Here is a 22401-nt window from a genome sequence, read left to right as displayed (position 1 = left end):
ATATGGTAGAGTTTTTCAACCTGAAACTACTTTAAATTTAAAACCTAATCAAAAATATCAAGTCACATTAATTACTGAGTTAGAAAATAATGTACCAGATGATATGATTAAATCAACAAATCTCATTCGCAATCATCAAGGATTTTTAAATGGATATGCTCCTGAAGATGAGGGTTTATATAAAGACGGCTAAAGCCGTTACTACGAACCAAGTTATAATGATTTTAGAGAAATTTAATAGTTAAACTAATTTTTAGATACAATAATTTTAATTTCAAAATCTCTGTCATTATAAGGTAAATTAAGTCTAATAATATTCCCTTCGATTAATTGTTTTTGTCTTAATTCTCTACCTCTATAAATAATAGGTAAAGTGTTATTCGGCTCGATAAAAAGTTTATTGCCTTCTCGTTTTAAATAACCTCTGATTTCTCCGCCAAAACATTCTATATCCTCCCCAATGGCTAGACTATTTTGATTTTTTAAATATTTGATTTCTTTGTCATCATTATTATTAATTTCGATCGATAATTTCAAAGGCTTACTAATACTATTAATATATCTCCACCAAAAAATTCCTCCTCCCAATAAGCTAAGAATAATGAGGGATAAAATGGTAGTAGGTAGCCATAATTGACTAGCGATATAACTATTTACTACACAAGTTTCTTTTCCGCCGGGGGCTGGAGTACAAAATTCTTGTACAGTGGGTTTAATATCAACAACAGTGAGTTGATAATTGCTAATATTCTTGCTACGAGAGTTGAGAGGAAGATGATTTAACCAGTTGGCTCGATCGAGACTCTCTGGACTGTTAGAATTACGATAGGGGCTATTATAGGGCGTTTCTACCCAGACATCAGAAGTGATACCCGCTTCGGTTTTTAAAGGTGCATCCGTTAACCACACTACGGATTGATGTTTAATAGGTTGATTCTCACAAAGACGTTTTTGATTAATATGGGCTAAATTTTGGTAAATAAAATGCTCTGCTTGGTGAATATCGGTATTTTTCTCGTTAAGATTCGCACTGAGGGGAATTTGCTCAATAATTCTCTCAATATCTTCTTTCGGATTAGCGAAGATAATGGCATTTTCCATGGAAATAGGGTTAATATCGGGATTAGTCGGATTAACTTGAGAAGAAAAGGGTACAATATAAACTCGATCGCCCTTATTTAAACTATCCTGTACAATTTGTGTTAGTCTGACTCTACCTTCCTCATCCAAACTCACACTCTGGGTTAAATCAACGGCAAAAACTACATCTCTACCGCCACTAAATTTAGAGACTAATTCTAAGCCTAATTGTTGATTATCGGATAATGTCTCACCGATGGTAATTCGATCGCAATTTTTAATCACTTTAAAGCATTAAGTTACATATTAGGGTTTGCTGAAAAAGTATTTTGATGAGGATAGGAGAGAGGAGTCAGGAGACAGGAGATAGGAGAAATACTGAAACATCAAGGTTTTGATGCTGTTGATAGATAGAATGAGTATAGTTGTATTTTAAAAAGTAAGGTCAAAAGTGTCGAATTTTTGAATAAAAATCCTCAAAACGGCGCACTTTTTGGTTAATGTATTATGCCTAAACCCTTGATTTTTATAGTTTTCTGACTTATTCAGCAGACCCTAATTACCCTCCTCCGACTATGGTAACTACTTCCAGTCGATCGAGTTCTTTGATAGTGGTAGTATTCCAGTATTGACGATGGAGGATTTCACCGTTATATTCTAGGGCAATCAAACGAGGATTGAAGCCAAATAAGTCTAATAAATCGGGTAATGATAAATTGGAAGGACAATTTTTTAATTCACCGTTGATGGTGATATTGATATTTTGACTCATAAATTTTTGATGGGATTGTGAGGGGTTGCTTCCTTCTAAGAGAGATAGGAAGCAAGAGAAAAGTTATACTAAAACTTCAAAGGCAACACCTTCTAGTTTAAATTGAGGGAAGTTTTGTAAAATACTATTTTTTTCATCTTCTCCCACAAAAATATATGTGCCGGGTTGTTGGGTATTTTGCATACGGTAAATATCAACTCCTCGATTAGCGTCTTTGTCGTAGGCATAAAATGCAACTCCCTCCTCGATAAATTGGGGGAATTTTTGACGAATATTTCGACTTTCTGCTTCTCCTGCATAAAGATATGTACCAGAAACGGCAGTATTGCGAAAACGATTAAAGACGATTAAATCATCATCGTCGGTTTTACTGACATTGAAAGCGTAGCCTTCTTCTTTAAATTGGGGAAATTTGTTGAGAATATCTTGTCTTTCAGCATCATCTGCAAACAAATATGTTCCCAGTCGATCGAGATTTTGAAAACGATACAAAGGAGAGTTAAGATTATCGATAACCGAGACTCTGACAGTATTGTTTTGGGTTTCTCCTAATAAATTGGTAGCTTGGATAGTAATTTCAGCGACACCATTAGTATTGTTCTGGTAATTAAATAAAATTTCTCCCTGATTGTTAATGGTAGAAGTAACTAAACTAGGATTGGTGTTATTTTGAACAGAAAAAGTCAATTCCGGTGTATTGCTAACGGTGACATTCTCGAATCTTACTAGATCATTGTCATCATTAACAGGAGAATTAATCACGGGTAAGTCAGTCAAGGCAGGATTCGTCTCTCTAGCATCGATGGTGTTTAAGGAGGCGATCGAATCGATAGTATTTAAGTCATTTTGAGAAAGTACTTCCCCAAATACTGTAAAACCGCCGTTTTGATTATCAAGGTTACTAGCATTATTTGCTAAGTTGAAAAACCATTGATTTGTAGCACTATTAGGATCATTTCCCAACTTTGCCATAGCAATTGTACCCCTTGTATTAGAGCGATTTGGACTAAACTCGTTAACGACAGGGGGATTGGTAGGGATGGTATTCACATCAAGATTATTAACAGTAAAACCGCCCCCTTGAATAATAAAATTAGAGATCGATCGATGGATAATAGAATTTACATAGCTATTACTATTAACATATTGTAAAAAATTGTTAACGGTTTGGGGCGCACCCTGTCCATTTTGATCAAATAATAGAACCTTAATCTCGCCATTACCAAGAGTATTGTTATGTAAATTAAAAGTAGCGATTTTACCTGTGGTAAAAGGATCATCAAAATATTGAAATAGATTTAGAATAGTATCATTACTGTTAGCATTGACAACTAAAGTGTTAAAAGGATTCGTATTGATAGTCATATATTAAGAATAAAGAATAAAGAATCGCACTATTACCTATTACCTATTACCTAACACCTAATTAGAGGATTATGGCATTTTTACCCGATTTTACCAAAAAAAATAAGTCATCCCAGATTCCTCTCAAATGGATTTTGATAGTTCCTTTTGTGTTGCAAGTAGGTATTTCCGTTGGAATAGTTGGTTATTTATCCTATCGTAGCGCCCAACGATCGATCGAAAATGTTGCTCAAAATTTAATGACAGAAATAGGGGCAAAAGTTGAAAAACATCTCGATACTTATTTACAAACAGCACAGCAAGTTAATCTCCTCAATAAACAAGTGCTAGAAAGTGGTATTATAGATCGAACTGATTTTGAGACACTAGGAAAATATTTTTGGCAACAAATACAGCAGTATAACTTTACTTATGTTAACTACGGTACAACAACACAAGAGTTTATTGGGGCAGGTTATTTTAAAAATGTTTTAGAAATAGCACAAATTAAATCACCTGATATTAATAATCTTTACAGCTACAAAGTAGATGAAAAAGGGAATCGTATTTATCCACCAAGGATTTTTGCCGGGCATACCCCCAATGATGCTGAATGGTATCATCAAGCAAAACAAGTACAAAAACCCTTGTGGAGTCCAATATATAATTGGACTGATAAATCTGAAGAAATAGCTATTTCTGCCAGTGCGCCCGTGTATAGCGAATCTCAAGAATTTTTAGGGGTAGTGGGTATAGATTTAAGTTTGTCTAACATTAGTAAATTTCTGCAAACCTTAGAAATTGGTAAAACAGGGCAAGTTTTTATTCTCGATAAATCTGGTTTATTAGTGGCAAGTTGCACCAAAAATCAACCCTACAAAATTATCGATGGTGACGCAAAAAGAATCCCTGTTACCCAAATGTCTAGTGATTTGAGTAAAAAAACCGTCAATATTCTGTACTCTCAATTACCTAATTTTCCTCAAGGTATCGAAACAGAAAATAATTTTATTAGTTATTCTGGTTTATTTATTCAAGTCATACCCTATCAAGATAATTATGGTATTGATTGGTTAATGGTTATTACCATCCCTCAATCTGATTTTATGGTAGAAATTGAAGAAAATAAACAAAACATTTTGATAGTTTCTGGTATTACCTTAATTACCACTACCATTATGGGGATTATTACCACTAAATGGATTACTAAACCTATTCTCAAAATATCTCAGACGAGTCAATCTATCATCAAAGGGGAAGCCAAAAACTATTTACCAGAAGCTACTTCTATTCAAGAAATCAATACTTTATCTTATTCCATCTCTGTTATGGCAACTAAGTTACAAGAAGCCCTTAACCAGAGTGAAAATCGTTATCGTCAAGTAGTTGAGCAACAAACCGACTTCATAATTCGATCGAACCCCGACACCAGTATTACTTTTACCAATGAGGCTTTATGTTTTGCCTTGGGATGTACCTTAGAAGAAGTTATCGGCAAAAAATGGCTAGATTTTGCTAATCCTGAAGACTTAAAAACAACCTTAGTTAAAATAACTCAACTAACCCCTGAAAATTCGAGTTTTAGAACAGAAAATAGAGATAATCGTCGTAATGGCGATATAGGTTGGACTCAATGGATTAATCAAGGAATTTTCAACGAAAATGGACAATTAATAGAAATTCAATCCGTAGGGCGAGATATAACAGAACAAAAAATAGCAGAAATTGCCTTAAAGAAAAGTGAAGCTAGATTTCAAAAAATGGCTATTTCATCCCCCGGAATTATTTATATCATAGTTCAACGTCCTGACGGTTCACGATATTTTGAGTACATTAGTTCAGTAGTAGAAGAAATATTAGAGATAAGTGCCGAAGAAGTATTAAATAATCCTGATAGCTTTTTGAGTCTATTTTATCCTGATGATATAGCAGGATTTGAACAAGCGATGATGGATAACATTCAAACAATGGAGGCTTTCACCTATCAATGGCGCATGATTACCCCCAGTGGCAAAATTAAATGGTTACAGGCAAACGATCGACCCGAATTAAGAGACAATGGAGATATAGCATGGACGGGAGTAATACTGGACGTAACAAAACAATTAGAAATGCAACATCGCTTAGATGAATTAGCCCGTCATATACCCGGGATGATTTATCAGTATCGATTACGCGTAGATGGTACGTCACATTTTCCCTACGCCAGTGAAGGCATTAAGCAAATATATAATGTTACCCCTTTAGATGTCAAAGAAAGTGCCGACAAAGTTTTGGATGTACTTCATCCAGAAGATAGAGAAAGAATTTTAGATAGTGTTTTTGAATCTGCTGATAAGTTAACCCCTTGGCATTGCGAATATCGAGTTTGTCTTCCTGAAAACAAAATTATTTGGGTAGAAGGTAATGCTACTCCCCAAAGGGAAGCGGATGGGAGTGTTATTTGGCATGGCTATATTACGAATATAACCGATCGAAAACAAGCAGAAGAAACCCTCCGACAAAGTGAAAGAAAATATCATCAAATCCTCGACTCTATCAGCGATTTGATAGTAGTCAAAAACCCACAATTTCAAATTATTTGGGCAAATAAAGCCTTTAGAGATTACTATCGTATGACTTTAGAGGAAATGCAAGGAATTGTCGATGCACATTTTAATAATCCAGATTTCACTCAACAATATATAAGAGATGATGCCTTTGTTTTTAACACAGGAGAAGTCTTAAACATTCCCGAAGAATTTGCTACCCGTTACGATGGCGAAATTCATCCTTTTAGTACCATTAAATCTCCCATTTTTGATGATAATGGAGAAGTAATCATGTTAGTTGCCGTTGCCAGAGAGATTACTGAGAAAAGACAAGCAGAAATTGCACTATCCCAAGCTAAGGAAACCGCCGAAGCGGCTACCAAGGCAAAAAGCCAATTTTTAGCAAACATGAGTCATGAAATTCGTACTCCCATGAATGGAGTCTTAGGCATGGCAGAATTATTATCCCTTTCTACCCTTAACTCGAATCAAAAAGAATATATCAACATCATTCAAGAAAGTTGTAAAACCTTATTAACCATTATCAATGATATTCTTGATTTTTCTAAAACTGAGTCGGGAATGTTGACGTTAGATAAACAACCTTTAAACCTCGAAGACATTCTTAAATCCGTTTGTCATTTATTCTCTAAACAAGCTAAAGATAATCATATTCTACTAAAATATGAGATAAAGAACCCTTTACCCAAGATATTGGGGGATAGCTCTCGATTACAACAAATTTTCTTTAATTTAGTCGGTAATGCTATCAAATTTACGAGTCAAGGAGAGGTAAATATAATAGTACATTCTGATACTGCTAATTTTGCTGAAGATGAAGAAATAGAATTGATGATCAAAATAGAAGATAGTGGGGTAGGTATAGATAATGATCGAATTACTCAGTTATTCCAACCCTTCACCCAAGCAGACGCAACCATCAGCCGTAAATATGGGGGTACAGGATTAGGGTTAGCGATATGTAAAAACTTAGTTGCCTTAATGGGAGGTACAATCTGGGTAGAAAGTAACGGTAATATGGGAGGGCTTCCTCCTTGGGATTGGGTAGTAAAACCTTCCCAAAAACAAGGCTCAACATTTTATTTCACTTTAAAACTAACCACCGTTACGGATGATGTTATCACCGAAGACAGTATCCCCACCCAAGCAAAAAATCTCTGTTCGATCGACACTTCAAAGGTTAAAATACTCATAGCTGAGGATAATAAAGTTAATCAAAAAGTTTTATTACTTACCCTCAAAAAACTTGGTTACACTGCGGATATTGCTAGTAATGGGGTAGAAGTTCTCAATTTACTAGAAACACAATGCTATGACGTGATTTTTATGGATATGCAGATGCCTGAAATGGATGGAGTTACTGCTACTAAAATTATCCGTGCATCATCACAACATCAACCCTATATTATCGCACTAACGGCTAATGCTTTAGAAGTCGATCGAGAAATTTGTGTTTCGGCTGGTATGGATAATTTTATCACCAAACCGATTAAAATAAACGAGATCGATCGAGCTTTACAGTTAACAATTAATAATTAAATTTAAGTTAAAATGAATTTAATAATGAAAAACATTACTTACCTTAAAATTGATTATTTGAAATTATTAAATTAATCCAAGTAATTTTATTTTTAACACTATTATATAAACGTTTATCTCCTGTATAAAATTGACAATTAAGACTTTGAGATAAAGCAAGATAATGAGAATCATAGGAGGCAGATAAATTAAATTGATTCGCTAAATTAATTGCTTCTTGATGAAGATTAGGTAATTGCAAATTTCCATAGAGAATAATATTAAAACTTAAAGCATCGATTATAGATTCCTTTACTTGCTCAACAGTTATTATTCCTGCTTTACCCATTCGATAAAGAGCGTTAGTTACTTCATAATAAAATAGAGTCGGTGCAACAATTACCGTTTGATTATTTTGCCATTTTTCCCATAAAATTAAAAAAGGAGAATTTTCTGATTCACTATTAACTAGATTAATCATAAAATTAGCATCAATACAAATTAAATTATTACTCATTTTCTCCTCCCTTAATAGAATTAGCAAAATCAAAATTCATCAAATCTTCACTACGCTCTTCTCGCATTTGTTCAAATATATCATCAATAAATAATTCTTGATTTTGTTGTGCTAATTGTTGTTTAATTATTTGACTACGATTAATAATTCTGCTTTTAATTGTGTGCCAATCTTTTTTATTATTTAATTCAGTTTCTAATAAGTTACGTTCTTCTTGGGATAAAGATTGAATAATTTGAGCTAGAGTTTTAATCAGTTGACTATTCATATTATTTTTTCCTTTTACTAAGGAATGAGGATTTAATAAAATATAAAAATTTATTTTAAGAGATTGCTTCGTGCCTCGCAATGACAATCCAACTTAACTAAATTATTTAATTTCCATTCCTAAAATAATAACAAATGAATTTAATCATGAAAAACATTACCTATGTTAAAATCAATTTGAGCTTAGCCATCTTTACCTAAATTTGAAGATATGTGATGTTACTCATCTTAAAATAAATGATCTTGTTGGCGAAATATTTGTTTAGATTTCCAATCCCTATTTTTCTGTAGATTAGTTTACAAGATAGTACCTAGATAAGTTAAGACGCATTTAAGTTGCATATTATTTTGTCACTTATGAATAAACCGAAACCCCAAAAACCCTTCCCCAAAAAGTCAGAAAACTCTAACAATTTTTCTTCTCCAGAGAAAAAAATATTTACCCCTCCGATGGAAACAGACACGGAAACGGAATTAAATCCAGATTTAATCTATGGTTGTTATCCTCTCTTAGCGGCGCTAGAAAATAACCATCAATTAAACCGTCTTTATATTACTGGAAAAATGGCGCACGATCGAAGGTTTGAGCAATTTTTACCCCAAGTCAAAGCCAACGGCACAGTAATTGATATAGTTGATAATAACCGCCTCAATCAAATTACTAACTTTGCTAATCATCAAGGAGTTGCCGCTACGGTTGCACCCTATGAATATATAGAATTACCAGAATTAATTAACCAAGCAAAAGCCCAAACTCAAAACCCTGTCATCATTATAGCCGATGGGATCAATGATCCCCATAACTTAGGCGCAATTATTCGTACTGCTGAGGCTTTAGGTATGCAAGGTTTAGTTATTCCTCAACGTAGAGCAGTTGGTGTTACTTCCACCGTCAAAAAGGTAGCCGCAGGGGCGTTGGAATATTTCCCCGTAGCTAGAGTTGTAAATCTACAGAGTTCGATCGAGCAATTAAAAGAAGCAGGATTCTGGATTTATGGCACAATAGCAGATAGTGGTAATGATTTACACAAAACAAAATTAGATGGAGCGATAGGATTAGTTATAGGCTCTGAAGAAAAAGGTATAAGCCACTCTACAGCAAAATCTTGTGACTTTTTAATATCAATTCCCATGACAGGAAAAACCCCCAGTTTAAACGCTTCCGTAGCCACGGCTATTTGTCTTTATGAAATTCATCGTCAACAACTTTTAAAACAATCTAGCTAAAAAATGGGTAATTATCCCCTTGTTAATTTTAGAAGTAGAAACTAAAGTTAAAGATAAGTTTTCTGATATTTAGGTTATTAATCATATTTCCTAAATAAATTGCACTTAATCGGATCGATCGATTATTATTCTAAAAATTGCTCTCATATAAATAATTAAGAACATCAAATGAAGGAACTTTTAATTAAAATTTTAGACTTGTTTGGACTTGCTTGTTGGTTAGAAATTAGTACAGAATCCCCTAGGTGTACTTATTATTTTGGTCCTTTTCTCACCAAGAAAGATGCTAGAATTTCTCAAGATGGATATATTGAAGATTTATTAGAAGAAGGTACTAAGGGTATCACCGTGACAACTAAAAGATTTAAGCCTAGGGATTTAACTATTTTTGATGAAGTAGGTGATTCTGATATTTTTAAGCCGTTTTTGAAAATTTCTACCCAAATAACCTAAATTCACCTGACTTTGAAAAACTCCGACAAACACCCCAATACCCTAAAATCTTAACTAAAAATTTCACAACATGAAAACGAGCTTAGGGGTGTTGGGGAGGTTATTAATTAGGGTTTGCTGAATAACTCATAAACCTATTAAAATCAACGGTTTATTCTTCCTCGTTGGCGACTTCCTCTCCTGCAGGAGGTACAAGTGCGATGGCTGCGATCGCATCATCGGAGTCTAGTTTTTGTACCCTTACCCCACTAGCATTACGGGATTGTAAGGATACGGCATTAACATCACAACGAATAATAATACCACGAGTAGTAATAATCATGAATTCGTCATCACCGTTAACGATGTGTAAAGCCGCTAACTCCTCCGTTGCCTTACGGAAACGAATGGCTTTAACTCCAATTCCCGCTCGTCTTTGTAAGCGGAATTGCGATACGGGAACTCTTTTTCCATAACCGCTAGTGGTGACGGCTAAAGCCCAAGGAGCATTTTTACTGGTATCATTATCGAGGATTTCTTCATTGTCATCAGTGTAGAGATTCTCGTCTTCTTCGTTTTCCCCCGCCTCAGGGATATTTGCCACGATTTGAGAAGGTAGAATATCCATACTAATAATTTGATCCCCCGATCGTAACTTCATCGATTTTACACCTTTGGCGGTACGACCGAGAGGGCGCAGTTGTTGATTATCGGCATGGAAATGAATCGCCATACCACGACGAGAACCAATGAGGATACTATCATCGGCTGTTGCGAGTCTTACCCAGCGCAATTCGTCATTATCTTCTAAGGTAATGGCAATTAAACCGTTACTACGAATATTCCCGAAAGCAGAAAGGGCAGTTTTTTTGACAAACCCTTTCTTGGTAAGCATAACTAAATATTCGTTATCGGTAAACTCGCTTACAGGGATGATGGAAGTAATTTTTTCATCCTTGCTAACAGGTAATAGTTGTACGATGGGTACTCCCCTCGCAGTACGAGAGCTAGACGGAATTTGATAGGCACTGAGTCCATATACTACCCCTTTATCGCTAAAGAATAACACTCGATCGTGATCACATCCAGTGAAGAAATGTTCCACCACATCATCTTCTTTAATTTTTGCTCCCGATTTACCTCTTGTGGCGCGATTTTGAGCTTCAAAGGTATTGACTAACATTTTTTTTAAGTAGCCCTGTTGTGTCAACAAAATTACCACTTGTTCATTAGCGATTAAGTCAATATCCCCTAAATCCCCATCATTTTGGACAATTTCCGTGCGTCTGGGAGTAGCGTGGAGGGTTTTGATCTCCGCTAATTCTTCCTCAATAATGGTAAAAATTCTTTCTCTACGAGCTAAAATGTCGTTCAAGTCGTTAATCTGTGTCATTAAGTCTTGATGCTCGGCTTCGATTTTCTCCGCTTCAAGGGCAGTTAAACGGCGTAACTGCATTTGTAAAATTGCATCCGCTTGAGTTTCTGACAGTTCAAAATTAGTCACTAACTCTTGTTTCGCATTAGCGGTATCCGCAGCACCTCGAATAATTCTGATCACCGCATCAAGGTTGCCTAAAGCGATTAACAACCCTTGTAATAAATGATCTCTTTCTTCCGCTTTGCGCAGTAAATAACGAGTACGTCTGATGATAGTTTCTACACGAAACTCTAGGAATACTTCTAAAAACTTGCGGATGGTTAATAATTGTGGCTCGTTGTTGACTAAAGCCAACATATTGGCTCCAAAATTGCTTTGAATTGCGGTTTGTTTGTAAAGATTGTTTAGCACAACCCTAGGGTAAGCGTCTCGTTTCAATTCTATCACTATGCGCATCCCAGTTCGATCGCTCTCGTCTCGGATGTCGGAGATACCATCAATTTTTTTATCGTTAACTAACTCGGCAATTTTTTCGATGAGGGCGGCTTTATTAGTTTGATAGGGTAACTCAGTGACAATGATTGCTTCTTTATCCTGTCTGCCTTTGTTAGAAACGGTTTCAATGTTTGCCACACCTCGCATGGTGATCGAACCTCTCCCCGTTGTATAAGCATCTTTGATGCCTTGTCTGCCCAAAATTTGCGCTCCTGTCGGCAAGTCAGGACCGGGGATGTATTGCATCAATTCTAAATCCGTAATTTCAGGATTATGAATCATCGCTACCGCACCATCGATTAATTCCCCTAAATTGTGAGGGGGGATATTAGTTGCCATACCAACGGCGATACCCGTTGCACCATTGAGCAATAATTGGGGTACTCGTGCAGGTAATACAACAGGTTCTTGTTGTGAACCATCAAAGTTATCGATAAAATCAACGGTTTCCGCTTCGATGTCTCGTAATAAGCCATTGGTAGCTAAAGCCTGTAAACGACACTCTGTATAACGCATGGCGGCGGGAGGATCATTGTCGATACTACCGAAGTTTCCATGACCATTTATGAGAGGATTACGCATGGAAAAATCTTGAGCCATACGCACTAAGGCATCATAAACTGCCGTATCACCATGGGGATGATATTTACCCAATACTTCCCCTACAACTCTAGCACATTTTCGGAAAGGTCGATCGGGCATTAATCCTAATTCATACATAGCGAAAAGAATGCGACGATGAACAGGTTTTAAGCCATCCCTAGCATCGGGTAACGCTCTACCGACAATGACGCTCATGGCGTATTCTAGGTAAGAGCGAGACATTTCGTTAGTGAGGTTTGTAGGTACTATGCGTTCTTGGATAGATGTCATAAGTGTTCTTTGGCAATGATTAGTTATCTACTGTAATAATGAGCTTGAGGATAACAGTATGATTCAATGAATCGTTACATTTTAGCATATTTTGCTCCATTAACCTGAAAGGGCAACAATAGACTTCTTGCAGAAGTGGAGTAATGGGTAATGAATAATAAGTAATAAGTAATAAGTAATAAGTTAAGAAATTTATGCTTTTCACCCTCAAATATATTTTACTAAGTCGTATTGCTTTGATGATTGTTGAAGATTATGAGCGAATAAAAAATAGTGGTTTGTACTCAGGGCAATATACTTTAACGGATGCAAAGGTAATTCCCCAACTTATGGCTTCAATACCATGAGGGGTATTCGGTGGAATATCTCCATTGGTAAAAAATTCTCCGACTAAGGAGGCATTGTCAGAGATAAACCTTAAATATTTAGTTTCATTTTCTGTTAATTGTTGTTTGATTGAAGAAAAATCTTTGGAAATAGGATAATTTTCTTGGAGAAATTGACAAAAATATTGAGCCGTTTCGATCGATTTTAAATTACCTCCATAATCATTAAATGTTTCCTGCATTTTTGAGGATAATTCTTTTTCTTTTAAGGATTCTTCTGCGTATTTATGAAACCATTGCAGAAATTTAAAATTATGATAAAAGTTAGATATAAAAGGAATTAATAAGATAGTAATAAAACCGAATAAAAATATATATTTAAAGTGTTTTTTTGATGATGATTTTTGATAAATAACTCGATTCGATCGAGTTTTTGGGGTAGGGTTCGATCGAAACTTACTATAGAATGGGTATTCTCGTCTGGTATCAGCTACTTTAGCAGAATTATTATGATTTATTTTACCCTTTAATTGGTTAAATTTATTAAAGTCTGCTTCTGCCCTTAAATTGAATCCTTGTTTTTCTAAAATACTACCTCGATAAAAGTAAGCCTCCGCAAAATTTTCATTAATTTTGATAGCATGAGTAAAATAAAATATTGCTTCTTCCCATTCTTCATTTTCTGCGGCTAATACCCCTAAGCGATATTGATAAATCGAAGTATCTTTTTCTCGGTTAATTTTTATCTCTTGACTATTATTTTCTGATGATAAATGTTGATTTTCTTGAATTAAAATATTATAGGCTTCATTGATATTAATAAATTTTTCTGTCGCTAAATTTTGTTCCCTCAAATTATCAATAAAATTATCAGGATGCCACTTTTTTGCTAATGTGCGATAGGCTTTTTTAATATCGTCTTTTGTAGCGTTAGGAGATAATTCTAGTATCGAATAATATCTATCTAAATCTGTCATGCTCGATCGTTTCCATAGTAATCTTTCTTTTCACTACTATAGCAATTCTATGGAGATTGTGAGAAAGAATCTAAATAGGGAGTTAGAAGATAAGGATAAAAATCCTCATTCCTAATTATTAATTTATCTAACAATAAGGACAAAAACAGCAACAGTTAAGACAAAATAACCAAATCCTTTTTGCAAATATTGAGGATTAATTTTTTTAGTTAAAAATCCACCGATAATAATACCGATACTAGAAGAAATAGAAAAAATAATCATAATTAACCAGTTTAAATCAACTTGATTTAAGTATCCATAGAAACCACTAACAGAATTAAAGGCAATAATAATTAATGATGTACCAACGGCTTCTTTCATAGGGATTCCTCCCACTAATACTAAAGCTGGAATAATTAAAAATCCCCCTCCTACTCCCACAAATCCTGTTAAAATTCCTACTCCTAAACCTTCAATTATTGTCAATAAAATTTGATTAGTTTGATTTTTAATAACTGGATTTAATTCGGCTAAATTTTTATTTTTTTGCGGAGATTTATCGCTACTTTTTTTTATCATTAAAATACTGGCTAGTAACATAATTATTCCAAAACTAACCAGTTGAATTGTGTCGTTGATGAAGGGTAAATCGCTCATTTTTGCCCCTAAAAAACTCCCTATCATCGCTGGAGGAATAAAAATTAGGGCGATCGAAAAATTGACGTTTCCTTGTCGCCAATGGGGTATTAATCCGATCGAACTTACTATCCCGACGATAAATAAACTCATGGCTATAGCTTCTTTAGTCGAAACACCAATGACATATTTAAGAATGGGTACAGCTAAAATTGAGCCACCTCCGCCAATTAAGCCGAGACTTAACCCCACGAAGATAGCTAAAATAACACCAAATGTTAAGCGCATAGAGAATTAAGAATTAAGAATTAAGAATTAAGAATTAAGAATTAAGAATTAAGAATTAAGAATTAAGAATTAAGAATTGAAAAATAAAATGGCTCTTCTATAGTAGTTATGATAAATTACTAGAAAATAATCCCTTAAAACTTTAATATATATAGTTGTGATAATTGTAAAAATGCAATTGTTATAAATTGAAAGTTTAAATTTAACCTAATACCTGCTACCTGACATCTTTTTTGAGTGATTTTCTTTTACTTGGTTAGAGGAAAATTTGCCTTTTGCCATGCCATAATTCCCCCTTCTAATTCAGTGATATTAGATATACCTAAATCAATTAATTTTTCTGCTACTTCCCGGGAACGTTTGCCCGATCGACAATATAATATAATGTTAGTTTTATTTAACCATTCTTCAGCTTTAAATTGAGAAGAAGGTTTTAAAATTGCCGTAGAAATATGACCAAAATTATATTCTTCAAATTCTCTTACATCTACTAAATAATAAGATTCGCTCATTAATTTGCTCATTAAATCTTGAGAATTAATTACTTTTATTTCAGGTTTTATAGTAGTCATTATCATAATATTTATTAGGTATTAATGTATAAATAAAATTAAATTTTTCCACATAATTGATTTGCGGGTACAGCTTCCATCATTTTATGGGGATGAGGTAAATTAAGGTTATTCATTAATTCAATAAATTCATCTCTTTTTTTGTGGGAAATTCGAGGATTAAATTCTTTTTCTTCCCCAATCGTTGATACCATATGACCACGATAATCATGACCGGGATAAACTAAGGTATCATCAGATAAACGGAAAAATCTTTCTGTGATGGTGTCGTATAAATCTCCAGCATTGCCACTCTGAAAATCTGTCCTTCCGCAACCCCGAATAAATAAAGCATCCCCTGTTAACAAGTGATTTTGGTTGACTAAATAGGCAAAATGGCAGTCTGTATGCCCCGGAGAAGCGATGGCTTTGATGTCAATATTGCCAACTTTCAACACTTCTTCATCCTTTATGTGTCGATCGGCACAGTTTACTTGAGCTTTTTCGGGTACGATGCCAAGACAATGGGTTAACTCTTTTAATTTTCCTGTACCTGTTATGTGATCTGCGTGAACATGGGTTTCTAAACAATACTTTAAGGTTAAACCTAACTCACCAATTAATTGTAAATCTCTTTCTACTTGTTCTAACACAGGATCAACTAATACGGCTTCTTTGCTATCTGTATCAGCGATAAGATAAGTATAAGTCCAAGTGTCTCGATCGAAAAGTTGACGAAATAACATTTTTATTACTTTTTGATTTTTGATTATATAATCATCTTACTCTATGGTTATATAATTGACAATATTAAAATAAGCGAAAGTAGATCTAAAAGACTTCTGGGAGAAATTAAATTTTTGATGCCTGAAACTATGTAAAGACGCAAAATTTTACGTCTCTACTTAAATTATTGGAGATGTCTCATGATGGATAAAGACGATCGAACCTTCCTCTACAACCTCAAAAATCGATCGCTAAAAGCGGCGCTGCGCGATCGAACTCCCCTAAACTCGATCGCTGTTAATCGGATCAAATTAAGAAAAATAACTTATAATCAAAATGATACGATAATTACTCCTAAAAATTTAATTTAATTGATTATTGATCAAAAATGAAAACTAAAGAATTGAAATTATTGATTAAAGAAAGTTTACGAGAAGTTTTAAGGGAAGAAAAATTACTGTTATGCAATAATCTCATTCCCTATGTTAGTCAAGACGAACAAAATGAAATAGAAGCCGAATTTGGAAAACCAACAGATTATGAGCAAGATGAATTAATAGATATGACAGACTGGGTAAAAAATGGTGGTAAAGTTTCGTAAACACGCACTAAAATTTCTACAGAAAACTACTGGTGATGATGTTAGTCAAATACAAAGTCAGCTTAGACAATTAATAATTTCTATTGAAGAAAAAAGTATTATCCCTTTTACCGAATTAGATATTAAAAAACTAAAATATCGATCGAACCCTCCCCTACAATCCTATAACCTCGATCGAACCTCACCTATAATCTGAATCTTGATCACGAAGTGGCACTGCGCGATCGCACAAAAATAATTAATGAGGTATTTTTTGATTTAACTTTGATTGAAAAATTTGTTCCATTTCCTCTGCGGACAAATCAGGAGAATATCCCTGATTTTCGTTCAAATTACCGAGTTTTTCCATAAAAACAGACCATGCTTCCTCATCTTGTCTATGAGATAGTAAGTATTCTTTGATCTGTTTTCTTGTCATATTTTCATAATCTTGTTTCATCATCAATAAATCTCCAAATACCGTTAGCAAAAATAATGATTTGTAATTCTTCATCAATATCGTTTTGATTTTTCGCTAATATAAAAACTGTTTTATATTTTGAGTCATAGCGAAACAAATAAATAGCTTGGTACAGATTTGATAACATTTGACAAACCCGTACACAACTTAATGCCTGTTCTACTGTTAACAATTATCCTCCCCAATTTTAACTTATCCTTACATTTATAGCATATCCCACAGTCGATCAAACCTCCCCAAAATCGATGCCAAAGGCACGCTGCGCGCCCGAACTTCCCCTATCCTGTCATTGCGAGGTACGAAGCAATCTCCAAAATTGATCGCTAAAAGCGGTGCTGCGCGATCGAACCCTCCTCATGGCGAGGCACAAAGCAATCTCTTTACTCCTTGACAAAAAGCTAAAAATTAGAGTTACAATTAGGAAAATCTAAAAACTTTGCTTAAATGTCAGAAATAACAGCAAATTATGATGAATCATGGAAAGAGATTATAGGAGATTATTTTGAGTCTTTTTTAATCTTTTTTTATCCCGATATTCATAGTCAAATTAATTGGGAAAAAACACCAATACCTTTGGATAAAGAATTAGAACAAATCACAGCCTCTGCTGAAACAGAAACTCGTCATGCCGATAAACTATTTCAGGTTTGGTTATTAAATAATTAAGAAGTGTGGTTATTAATCCATATTGAGGTGCAAAGTCAGTATGATAAGCAATTTCCCCAAAGAATGTTTATTTATAATTATCGAGCTTTTGACCTGTATAATAAACCAGTAATTAGTTTAGCTATACTAGGAGATGACAGTAAAAAATGGCGACCTAATTCTTATGAATATGGGTTAGGAAAAAGTAAATTAAAACTAGACTTTTCGATTATTAAATTACAAGATTATTCATGGGAGGAATTAGAGCAAAGTAACAATATATTTTCGATCGTGGTAATGGCACACTTAAAAACGAAAGCCACTACCAGTAATTTATCAGAAAGAGAACAATGGAAATGGAATCTATCCCGTTTACTTTATGAAAAAGGTTACAACAGAAAAGAAATAACCGATTTATACAAAGTCATTGATTTAATGATGACATTATCGGAAGATTTACAACTACAATTTGAAAATAAATTAACACAATATGAGGAGGAAAGAAAAATGCCTTTATTAACTAATATTGAAAGACGTGCTTTACAAAAAGGAGCTAAAGAAAATTGTCAAGAAAATATCCTTGACTTACTTAATATACGTTTTAATTCTGTACCGAAAAGTATAGAAGATTCCCTCAAAAATATTGATGATTTAGCTTTCTTAAAACAGTTACATTTAGCAACAATTAGTGTTAAATCTCTGGAAGACTTTGAACAATTAATTAACAATTTACGCTAATTTTATCTCTCGATCGAACCCTCCAAACCTCGATCGAACTCCTCCTGTCATTGCGAGGTAACGAAGCAATCTCTCTAAATTATCTGTCGTTTGTAGATTGGCTTAGTCACAGCGTAACCCAACATCTTTAAGAGAGCGATCGCGCCTCCTCTTTTTCCAAAATGCGATCACCCTAGTAAAAATAGATCACACTTTTTTTGTTTTAAGATAATCTTTGTATAATTGGAGTTTTTATCTAGGAGGAAAATCTTATTGTTCATCGTTTTTCTAGAAAAAGAGTGATTGATATTCTCAAGCAAAAAAAAGGGAGTATCAAACAAGCACACCTACCCGAAGGTTCACCCAGTTGGGATGAAATTAATTAGATGACTTGGGAAGAAATTGAATCCAATGCCAATAGCAATGTAACAGGATTCAAAGCTATTCGTAAACTATTAAGCGATCGGAGATTTGACAAATGAAAACAGTTTTATTTAATAAGTTCCTTACTTTTTTAAATGAGTTAGAACAGAATAAAATTAATTATCAAATTGCTCATCATCGGGATGAAGCAGTTATGATAACAGTTTCCATTGTGGGAGAACGTTGGGAAATTGAATTTTTAGATAATGGCGATATTGAAGTTGAAAAATTTATTAGTAATGGAGAAATCCAAGGAGAAGAATCGTTAAAAGAACTTTTTGAAAGGGAAACCGCAAATGATCCGATAATTGAGAAAATATCTGTTTTAACTTAGTGATCAAATCCTATAAGTATCAATGCCTAAATGTTTTGGGGTTTCAATATTAATTTCTTAAAACTGATCGCCCCCCAAAATCGATCACTAAAAGCGGCGCTGCGCGATCAAACCCCCTCAACTGATTAGTTTAAAACTTTGTTTAAATATTGTTTACGTTGATTACGATTTTCTTGCTCTAAGAGTGCGATCGCTTCGTCTAATTCTAACCTTGCTAATTCCATTTCTTGACAAGCACGACGAGCTTTTTTCAGAGTTTTGGCAATTTTTTCCGGATTTGGGATTTTTGGTTCTGGATTCATCATAAACTCCAATCTAATTTAATTTCTTTAATACTTTGTTCTAAGGCAGGAATTCTCTTTTCGATTTTATCAATTACTTGATGGATAAATTGTAGCAAAGATGGAGAAATAACTGGTTGTGCTTCTGCAATATGTATTTGTAAATTATTAATTTGAAAAAAGCCTTCTCTAGCTTGTTCACTAATTTCGGTTAATTGTTCTAAACTAATTAAAGTATCTGAGTTTTCACCAAAACGCTGTAATAACAAAAACTCAACTTTTTTAGCTTCGTTCAAAATTTCTAACAATTTATCTTTAAGATGATTGATTATTTGTTTATTTTCTGGAGACAAATCAGCCATAATTTATCGTATTTTAAAGGACTTGAGAATATATTATACGCAAAAGATTCGATCGAACCTCCTTCTAAACACGATCGAACTCCCTTATCCTGTCATTGCGAGGAAACGAAGCAATCTCTCAAAACTCGATCGAACTCCCCTTATCTTGTCATTGCGAGGCACGAAGCAATCTCCGCAAAATCGATCACGAAGTGGCGCTGCGCGATCACGAAGTGCCACTTTTAGTGATCGTACTCTGATAAAATAAAGAATAAAATCTGTGAAACCGATAAAGTGAAAACCGATAAGTTATTTTACCGTATCTTTTTAACTCAACCCAGTCTCATCTCCGAATTAATCCCCGAAATTCCCGAAGGTTGTCAGTTTGATTATAACGCTCCCGTAATCAAAGAAAAAGAGTTTCGTCTTGATGGATTATTAACACCCCTCGGCAGTGATGAAAATGTCCCCCTTGTGTTTCTCGAAGCACAAATGCAGAATAACACAGAATTTTACAGTCGTTATTTTGGGGGAATATTCGTCTATATTCATCAGTATAAAGTCAAAAGAAATTGGCGAGGATTGTTAATATTAAATAACCGTAATCAAGAATTAGGTTGTGAAATTCCTCATGGAGATTTGCTAGATAAAAGAGTGCAAAGATTATTTTTATCCGACTTGTTAAATCAAGAAAATTTAAGTACAAATTTAGCAACATTAAAATTAATCGTTACCCCAGAAAATGACGCAGTATCCGAAGCTAATAAAATCTTAGAAAACACTCAAACTCAAGAGGAGTTTAACTTAAGATTAGATTTAGTGGAGGCTATACTGGTAAATAAATTCCCTAAACTAACCATCGAGGAGATACAAAAAATGATTAACTTAAGAGAAGCAGACGTAACCCAGACTCGTTTTTATCAACAAGTTTTACAAATTGGACGTAATGAGGGAGAAGCAAATATCGTTATCCGCTTGTTAACTCGCCGTTGTGGTAATCTCAGTGATGCTTTACAAGCAAAAGTTCGAGCGTTATCCATTCCTCAATTAGAATCATTAGGAGAAGCGTTATTAGATTTTCAGGATATTAACGATTTAGAAAATTGGTTAATTAACCACACTCCCAATTAATCCCATAGGTTGGGTTAAACGAATTGCAACCCAACATCATCAAGCAAAAATACGATCGAACCTCCCTTATCCTGTCATTGCGAGGTACGAAGCAATCTCCAAAATTGATCGCTAAAAGCGGTGCTGCGCGATCGAATCCTCCTCATGGCGAGGCACAAAGCAATCTCTTTACTCCTTGACAAAAAGCTAAAAATTAGAGTTACAATTAGGAAAATCTAAAAACTTTGCTTAAATGTCAGAAATAACAGCAAATTATGATGAATCATGGAAAGAGATTATAGGAGATTATTTTGAGTCTTTTTTAATCTTTTTTTATCCCGATATTCATAGTCAAATTAATTGGGAAAAAACACCAATACCTTTGGATAAAGAATTAGAACAAATCACAGCCTCTGCTGAAACAGAAACTCGTCATGCCGATAAACTATTTCAGGTTTGGTTATTAAATAATCAAGAAGTGTGGTTATTAATCCATATTGAGGTGCAAAGTCAGTATGATAAGCAATTTCCCCAAAGAATGTTTATTTATAATTATCGAGCTTTTGACCTGTATAATAAACCAGTAATTAGTTTAGCTATACTAGGAGATGACAGTAAAAAATGGCGACCTAATTCTTATGAATATGGGTTAGGAAAAAGTAAATTAAAACTAGACTTTTCGATTATTAAATTACAAGATTATTCATGGGAGGAATTAGAGCAAAGTAACAATCTATTTGCGATCGTAGTGATGGCACATATAAAAACGAAAGCCACTACCAGTAATTTATCAGAAAGGGAACAATGGAAATGGAATCTATCCCGTTTACTTTACGAAAAAGGTTACAACAGAAAAGAAATAGTCGATTTATACAAAGTCATTGATTTAATGATGACATTATCAGAAGATTTACAACTAAAATTTGAAGATAAATTAACACAATTTCAGGAGGAAAGAAAAATGCCCTTATTAACTAATATTGAAAAACGTGCTTTAGCAAGAGGTGAAAAAAAAGGAGCGAAAGAAACTCGTGAACAAGATATTCTTGATTTACTTAAACTACGGTTTAATTCTGTACCAAAAAGTATAGAAGATTCCCTCAAAAAAATTGATGATTTAGCTTTCTTAAAACAGTTACATTTATCGACAATTAGTGTTAAATCTTTGGAAGAATTTGAGCAGTTAATTAATCGTTAATGCAAATTTTAAAGTTCGATCAAACTGCTCAACCTTTGACGATCAAACTCCTCTATCCTGTCATTGCGAGGTAACGAAGCAATCTCTAAAATCGATCGAACCCTATAACCTCGATCGAACCTCCTTCTAAACACGATCGAACTCTCTTATCCGTCATTGCGAGGCACGAAGCAATCCCAAAACTCGATCGAACTCCCTCTAAACTCGATCAAACTTCCCCCCTGCCCCCAACTTTGGGGGAGAATGAATGAATTAATAAATTGAAGTCCCCAGTATTGGGGATTTAGGGACGTATCAATGTAAACAAATAAAACAAATTGTTACGATTTCGTGATCTTTATCCCTTAGGG

Annotated in this window: 26 protein-coding genes; 12 read left to right on the top strand and 14 right to left on the bottom strand. The window is 34.2% G+C overall.

Annotation, left to right across the window (positions count from 1 at the left end):
• Window positions 1-246 precede the first annotated feature (246 nt).
• The 3 genes from SYN6308_RS14325 to SYN6308_RS14315 form a co-directional block, all read right to left on the bottom strand.
• Complete coding sequence (locus SYN6308_RS14325) at window positions 247-1365, bottom strand: vWA domain-containing protein (RefSeq protein ID WP_017295140.1); 1119 nt, start codon at window positions 1363-1365, stop codon at window positions 247-249.
• Between the two features lie 274 nt (window positions 1366-1639).
• Entirely contained in the window at window positions 1640-1852 is a 213-nt protein-coding gene (gene thiS, locus SYN6308_RS14320) for a sulfur carrier protein ThiS (RefSeq protein ID WP_017295139.1), read from the bottom strand.
• Between the two features lie 63 nt (window positions 1853-1915).
• Window positions 1916-3217 carry a peptidylprolyl isomerase gene (locus SYN6308_RS14315; protein WP_017295138.1) on the bottom strand — a complete coding sequence of 434 codons (1302 nt, stop codon included), beginning with the start codon at window positions 3215-3217 and terminating at the stop codon, window positions 1916-1918.
• Between the two features lie 71 nt (window positions 3218-3288).
• Between SYN6308_RS14315 and SYN6308_RS14310 the strand changes: the two genes are divergently transcribed.
• Window positions 3289-7287, top strand: coding sequence for a PAS domain S-box protein (locus SYN6308_RS14310; RefSeq protein ID WP_017295137.1), 3999 nt, complete (start codon window positions 3289-3291; stop codon window positions 7285-7287).
• A gap of 43 nt (window positions 7288-7330) precedes the next feature.
• On the opposite strand, the gene SYN6308_RS14305 is transcribed toward SYN6308_RS14310, so the two are convergent.
• Both SYN6308_RS14305 and SYN6308_RS14300 read right to left on the bottom strand, forming a co-directional pair.
• Window positions 7331-7783 carry a type II toxin-antitoxin system VapC family toxin gene (locus SYN6308_RS14305; protein WP_017295136.1) on the bottom strand — a complete coding sequence of 151 codons (453 nt, stop codon included), beginning with the start codon at window positions 7781-7783 and terminating at the stop codon, window positions 7331-7333.
• A complete protein-coding gene (locus tag SYN6308_RS14300; RefSeq protein WP_026102085.1) occupies window positions 7776-8051 on the bottom strand; it encodes a hypothetical protein in 276 nt (91 codons plus the stop codon). Before SYN6308_RS14300 ends, SYN6308_RS14305 begins: the two co-directional genes overlap by 8 nt.
• Before the next feature lie 356 nt (window positions 8052-8407).
• Between SYN6308_RS14300 and rlmB the strand changes: the two genes are divergently transcribed.
• Window positions 8408-9277 (top strand): 23S rRNA (guanosine(2251)-2'-O)-methyltransferase RlmB, encoded by an 870-nt coding sequence (gene rlmB / locus SYN6308_RS14295; protein ID WP_017295134.1) that lies wholly within the window; start codon window positions 8408-8410, stop codon window positions 9275-9277.
• Between the two features lie 168 nt (window positions 9278-9445).
• Entirely contained in the window at window positions 9446-9730 is a 285-nt protein-coding gene (locus SYN6308_RS14290) for a DUF1816 domain-containing protein (RefSeq protein ID WP_017295133.1), read from the top strand.
• Window positions 9731-9881: 151 nt separating this feature from the next.
• Here SYN6308_RS14290 and gyrA read toward each other — a convergent pair whose 3' ends face one another.
• The 5 genes from gyrA to SYN6308_RS14265 form a co-directional block, all read right to left on the bottom strand.
• Window positions 9882-12455 (bottom strand): DNA topoisomerase (ATP-hydrolyzing) subunit A, encoded by a 2574-nt coding sequence (gene gyrA, locus SYN6308_RS14285; protein WP_017295132.1) that lies wholly within the window; start codon window positions 12453-12455, stop codon window positions 9882-9884.
• Window positions 12456-12708: 253 nt separating this feature from the next.
• The gene (locus SYN6308_RS23460; RefSeq protein WP_017295131.1) at window positions 12709-13758 is read right to left on the bottom strand and encodes a J domain-containing protein; all 1050 of its coding nucleotides are present in this window, start codon (window positions 13756-13758) and stop codon (window positions 12709-12711) included.
• 123 nt (window positions 13759-13881) lie between these two features.
• Window positions 13882-14664 carry a sulfite exporter TauE/SafE family protein gene (locus SYN6308_RS14275; RefSeq protein ID WP_017295130.1) on the bottom strand — a complete coding sequence of 261 codons (783 nt, stop codon included), beginning with the start codon at window positions 14662-14664 and terminating at the stop codon, window positions 13882-13884.
• Between the two features lie 248 nt (window positions 14665-14912).
• Entirely contained in the window at window positions 14913-15236 is a 324-nt protein-coding gene (locus SYN6308_RS14270) for a rhodanese-like domain-containing protein (RefSeq protein WP_017295129.1), read from the bottom strand.
• A 38-nt stretch (window positions 15237-15274) separates the two neighbouring features.
• The gene (locus SYN6308_RS14265) at window positions 15275-15961 is read right to left on the bottom strand and encodes an MBL fold metallo-hydrolase (protein ID WP_017295128.1); all 687 of its coding nucleotides are present in this window, start codon (window positions 15959-15961) and stop codon (window positions 15275-15277) included.
• Window positions 15962-16141: 180 nt separating this feature from the next.
• Between SYN6308_RS14265 and SYN6308_RS24945 the strand changes: the two genes are divergently transcribed.
• Genes SYN6308_RS24945 through SYN6308_RS22560 form a run of 3 tightly spaced genes read left to right on the top strand, consistent with a single transcriptional unit; the run spans window position 16142 to window position 16738 of the window.
• Window positions 16142-16312 (top strand): hypothetical protein, encoded by a 171-nt coding sequence (locus SYN6308_RS24945; protein WP_158412758.1) that lies wholly within the window; start codon window positions 16142-16144, stop codon window positions 16310-16312.
• Between the two features lie 17 nt (window positions 16313-16329).
• A complete protein-coding gene (locus SYN6308_RS14260; RefSeq protein WP_017295118.1) occupies window positions 16330-16542 on the top strand; it encodes a hypothetical protein in 213 nt (70 codons plus the stop codon).
• Window positions 16523-16738: a hypothetical protein gene (locus SYN6308_RS22560; protein WP_017295127.1), complete on the top strand. Its 216-nt coding sequence runs from the start codon at window positions 16523-16525 to the stop codon at window positions 16736-16738. The genes SYN6308_RS14260 and SYN6308_RS22560 overlap by 20 nt, the downstream gene beginning before the upstream one ends.
• A 42-nt stretch (window positions 16739-16780) precedes the next feature.
• Here SYN6308_RS22560 and SYN6308_RS14250 read toward each other — a convergent pair whose 3' ends face one another.
• Together SYN6308_RS14250 and SYN6308_RS14245 are read right to left on the bottom strand one after the other, a co-directional pair.
• Window positions 16781-16960 (bottom strand): DUF6887 family protein, encoded by a 180-nt coding sequence (locus tag SYN6308_RS14250; RefSeq protein ID WP_237741219.1) that lies wholly within the window; start codon window positions 16958-16960, stop codon window positions 16781-16783.
• Window positions 16961-16964: 4 nt separating this feature from the next.
• Window positions 16965-17174 carry a DUF6888 family protein gene (locus SYN6308_RS14245; RefSeq protein ID WP_026102084.1) on the bottom strand — a complete coding sequence of 70 codons (210 nt, stop codon included), beginning with the start codon at window positions 17172-17174 and terminating at the stop codon, window positions 16965-16967.
• A gap of 272 nt (window positions 17175-17446) precedes the next feature.
• Here SYN6308_RS14245 and SYN6308_RS25575 point away from each other — a divergent pair, with 272 nt between their 5' ends.
• The 3 genes from SYN6308_RS25575 (at window position 17447) to SYN6308_RS14225 (ending at window position 19121) form a co-directional block, all read left to right on the top strand.
• Window positions 17447-17668: a hypothetical protein gene (locus SYN6308_RS25575; protein ID WP_017295126.1), complete on the top strand. Its 222-nt coding sequence runs from the start codon at window positions 17447-17449 to the stop codon at window positions 17666-17668.
• 3 nt (window positions 17669-17671) lie between these two features.
• Window positions 17672-18385: a hypothetical protein gene (locus tag SYN6308_RS22555; RefSeq protein WP_017295125.1), complete on the top strand. Its 714-nt coding sequence runs from the start codon at window positions 17672-17674 to the stop codon at window positions 18383-18385.
• 457 nt (window positions 18386-18842) lie between these two features.
• A complete protein-coding gene (locus SYN6308_RS14225) occupies window positions 18843-19121 on the top strand; it encodes a hypothetical protein (protein ID WP_017295123.1) in 279 nt (92 codons plus the stop codon).
• A 125-nt stretch (window positions 19122-19246) separates the two neighbouring features.
• Here the strand turns inward: SYN6308_RS14225 and SYN6308_RS24640 are convergent, their stop codons facing one another.
• Window positions 19247-19426, bottom strand: a complete 180-nt coding sequence (locus SYN6308_RS24640) for a hypothetical protein (RefSeq protein ID WP_144051445.1) — start codon at window positions 19424-19426, stop codon at window positions 19247-19249.
• A complete protein-coding gene (locus tag SYN6308_RS14210) occupies window positions 19423-19764 on the bottom strand; it encodes a hypothetical protein (RefSeq protein WP_017295120.1) in 342 nt (113 codons plus the stop codon). Before SYN6308_RS14210 ends, SYN6308_RS24640 begins: the two co-directional genes overlap by 4 nt.
• A gap of 273 nt (window positions 19765-20037) precedes the next feature.
• Here SYN6308_RS14210 and SYN6308_RS14205 point away from each other — a divergent pair, with 273 nt between their 5' ends.
• From SYN6308_RS14205 to SYN6308_RS14200, 3 genes are read left to right on the top strand one after another with little or no spacing between them, the layout of a single operon-like run.
• Complete coding sequence (locus SYN6308_RS14205) at window positions 20038-20874, top strand: DUF2887 domain-containing protein (RefSeq protein ID WP_017295119.1); 837 nt, start codon at window positions 20038-20040, stop codon at window positions 20872-20874.
• A 23-nt stretch (window positions 20875-20897) separates the two neighbouring features.
• A complete protein-coding gene (locus tag SYN6308_RS24940) occupies window positions 20898-21053 on the top strand; it encodes a hypothetical protein (RefSeq protein WP_158412759.1) in 156 nt (51 codons plus the stop codon).
• A 53-nt stretch (window positions 21054-21106) separates the two neighbouring features.
• The gene (locus tag SYN6308_RS14200; RefSeq protein WP_017295114.1) at window positions 21107-22051 is read left to right on the top strand and encodes a hypothetical protein; all 945 of its coding nucleotides are present in this window, start codon (window positions 21107-21109) and stop codon (window positions 22049-22051) included.
• Window positions 22052-22401: the final 350 nt, after the last annotated feature.

This window comes from Geminocystis herdmanii PCC 6308 (assembly GCF_000332235.1).
Classification (GTDB): Bacteria; Cyanobacteriota; Cyanobacteriia; order Cyanobacteriales; family Cyanobacteriaceae; genus Geminocystis; species Geminocystis herdmanii.
Note: the sequence above shows the minus strand (reverse complement) of the source record. Positions and strands in the feature narration are given on the sequence as shown.

What these genes read in the sequence shown, in the direction of transcription:
- thiS (WP_017295139.1), bottom strand. Translation starts at nt 1,852, where the DNA reads ATGAGTCAAAATATCAATATCACCATCAACGGTGAATTAAAAAATTGT.
- SYN6308_RS14315 (WP_017295138.1), bottom strand. Translation starts at nt 3,217, where the DNA reads ATGACTATCAATACGAATCCTTTTAACACTTTAGTTGTCAATGCTAAC.
- SYN6308_RS14310 (WP_017295137.1), top strand. Translation starts at nt 3,289, where the DNA reads ATGGCATTTTTACCCGATTTTACCAAAAAAAATAAGTCATCCCAGATT.
- SYN6308_RS14305 (WP_017295136.1), bottom strand. Translation starts at nt 7,783, where the DNA reads ATGAGTAATAATTTAATTTGTATTGATGCTAATTTTATGATTAATCTA.
- SYN6308_RS14300 (WP_026102085.1), bottom strand. Translation starts at nt 8,051, where the DNA reads ATGAATAGTCAACTGATTAAAACTCTAGCTCAAATTATTCAATCTTTA.
- rlmB (WP_017295134.1), top strand. Translation starts at nt 8,408, where the DNA reads ATGAATAAACCGAAACCCCAAAAACCCTTCCCCAAAAAGTCAGAAAAC.
- SYN6308_RS14290 (WP_017295133.1), top strand. Translation starts at nt 9,446, where the DNA reads ATGAAGGAACTTTTAATTAAAATTTTAGACTTGTTTGGACTTGCTTGT.
- gyrA (WP_017295132.1), bottom strand. Translation starts at nt 12,455, where the DNA reads ATGACATCTATCCAAGAACGCATAGTACCTACAAACCTCACTAACGAA.
- SYN6308_RS23460 (WP_017295131.1), bottom strand. Translation starts at nt 13,758, where the DNA reads ATGACAGATTTAGATAGATATTATTCGATACTAGAATTATCTCCTAAC.
- SYN6308_RS14275 (WP_017295130.1), bottom strand. Translation starts at nt 14,664, where the DNA reads ATGCGCTTAACATTTGGTGTTATTTTAGCTATCTTCGTGGGGTTAAGT.
- SYN6308_RS14270 (WP_017295129.1), bottom strand. Translation starts at nt 15,236, where the DNA reads ATGACTACTATAAAACCTGAAATAAAAGTAATTAATTCTCAAGATTTA.
- SYN6308_RS14265 (WP_017295128.1), bottom strand. Translation starts at nt 15,961, where the DNA reads ATGTTATTTCGTCAACTTTTCGATCGAGACACTTGGACTTATACTTAT.
- SYN6308_RS24945 (WP_158412758.1), top strand. Translation starts at nt 16,142, where the DNA reads ATGATGGATAAAGACGATCGAACCTTCCTCTACAACCTCAAAAATCGA.
- SYN6308_RS14260 (WP_017295118.1), top strand. Translation starts at nt 16,330, where the DNA reads ATGAAAACTAAAGAATTGAAATTATTGATTAAAGAAAGTTTACGAGAA.
- SYN6308_RS22560 (WP_017295127.1), top strand. Translation starts at nt 16,523, where the DNA reads ATGGTGGTAAAGTTTCGTAAACACGCACTAAAATTTCTACAGAAAACT.
- SYN6308_RS14250 (WP_237741219.1), bottom strand. Translation starts at nt 16,960, where the DNA reads ATGACAAGAAAACAGATCAAAGAATACTTACTATCTCATAGACAAGAT.
- SYN6308_RS25575 (WP_017295126.1), top strand. Translation starts at nt 17,447, where the DNA reads ATGTCAGAAATAACAGCAAATTATGATGAATCATGGAAAGAGATTATA.
- SYN6308_RS14225 (WP_017295123.1), top strand. Translation starts at nt 18,843, where the DNA reads ATGAAAACAGTTTTATTTAATAAGTTCCTTACTTTTTTAAATGAGTTA.
- SYN6308_RS24640 (WP_144051445.1), bottom strand. Translation starts at nt 19,426, where the DNA reads ATGATGAATCCAGAACCAAAAATCCCAAATCCGGAAAAAATTGCCAAA.
- SYN6308_RS14210 (WP_017295120.1), bottom strand. Translation starts at nt 19,764, where the DNA reads ATGGCTGATTTGTCTCCAGAAAATAAACAAATAATCAATCATCTTAAA.
- SYN6308_RS14200 (WP_017295114.1), top strand. Translation starts at nt 21,107, where the DNA reads ATGTCAGAAATAACAGCAAATTATGATGAATCATGGAAAGAGATTATA.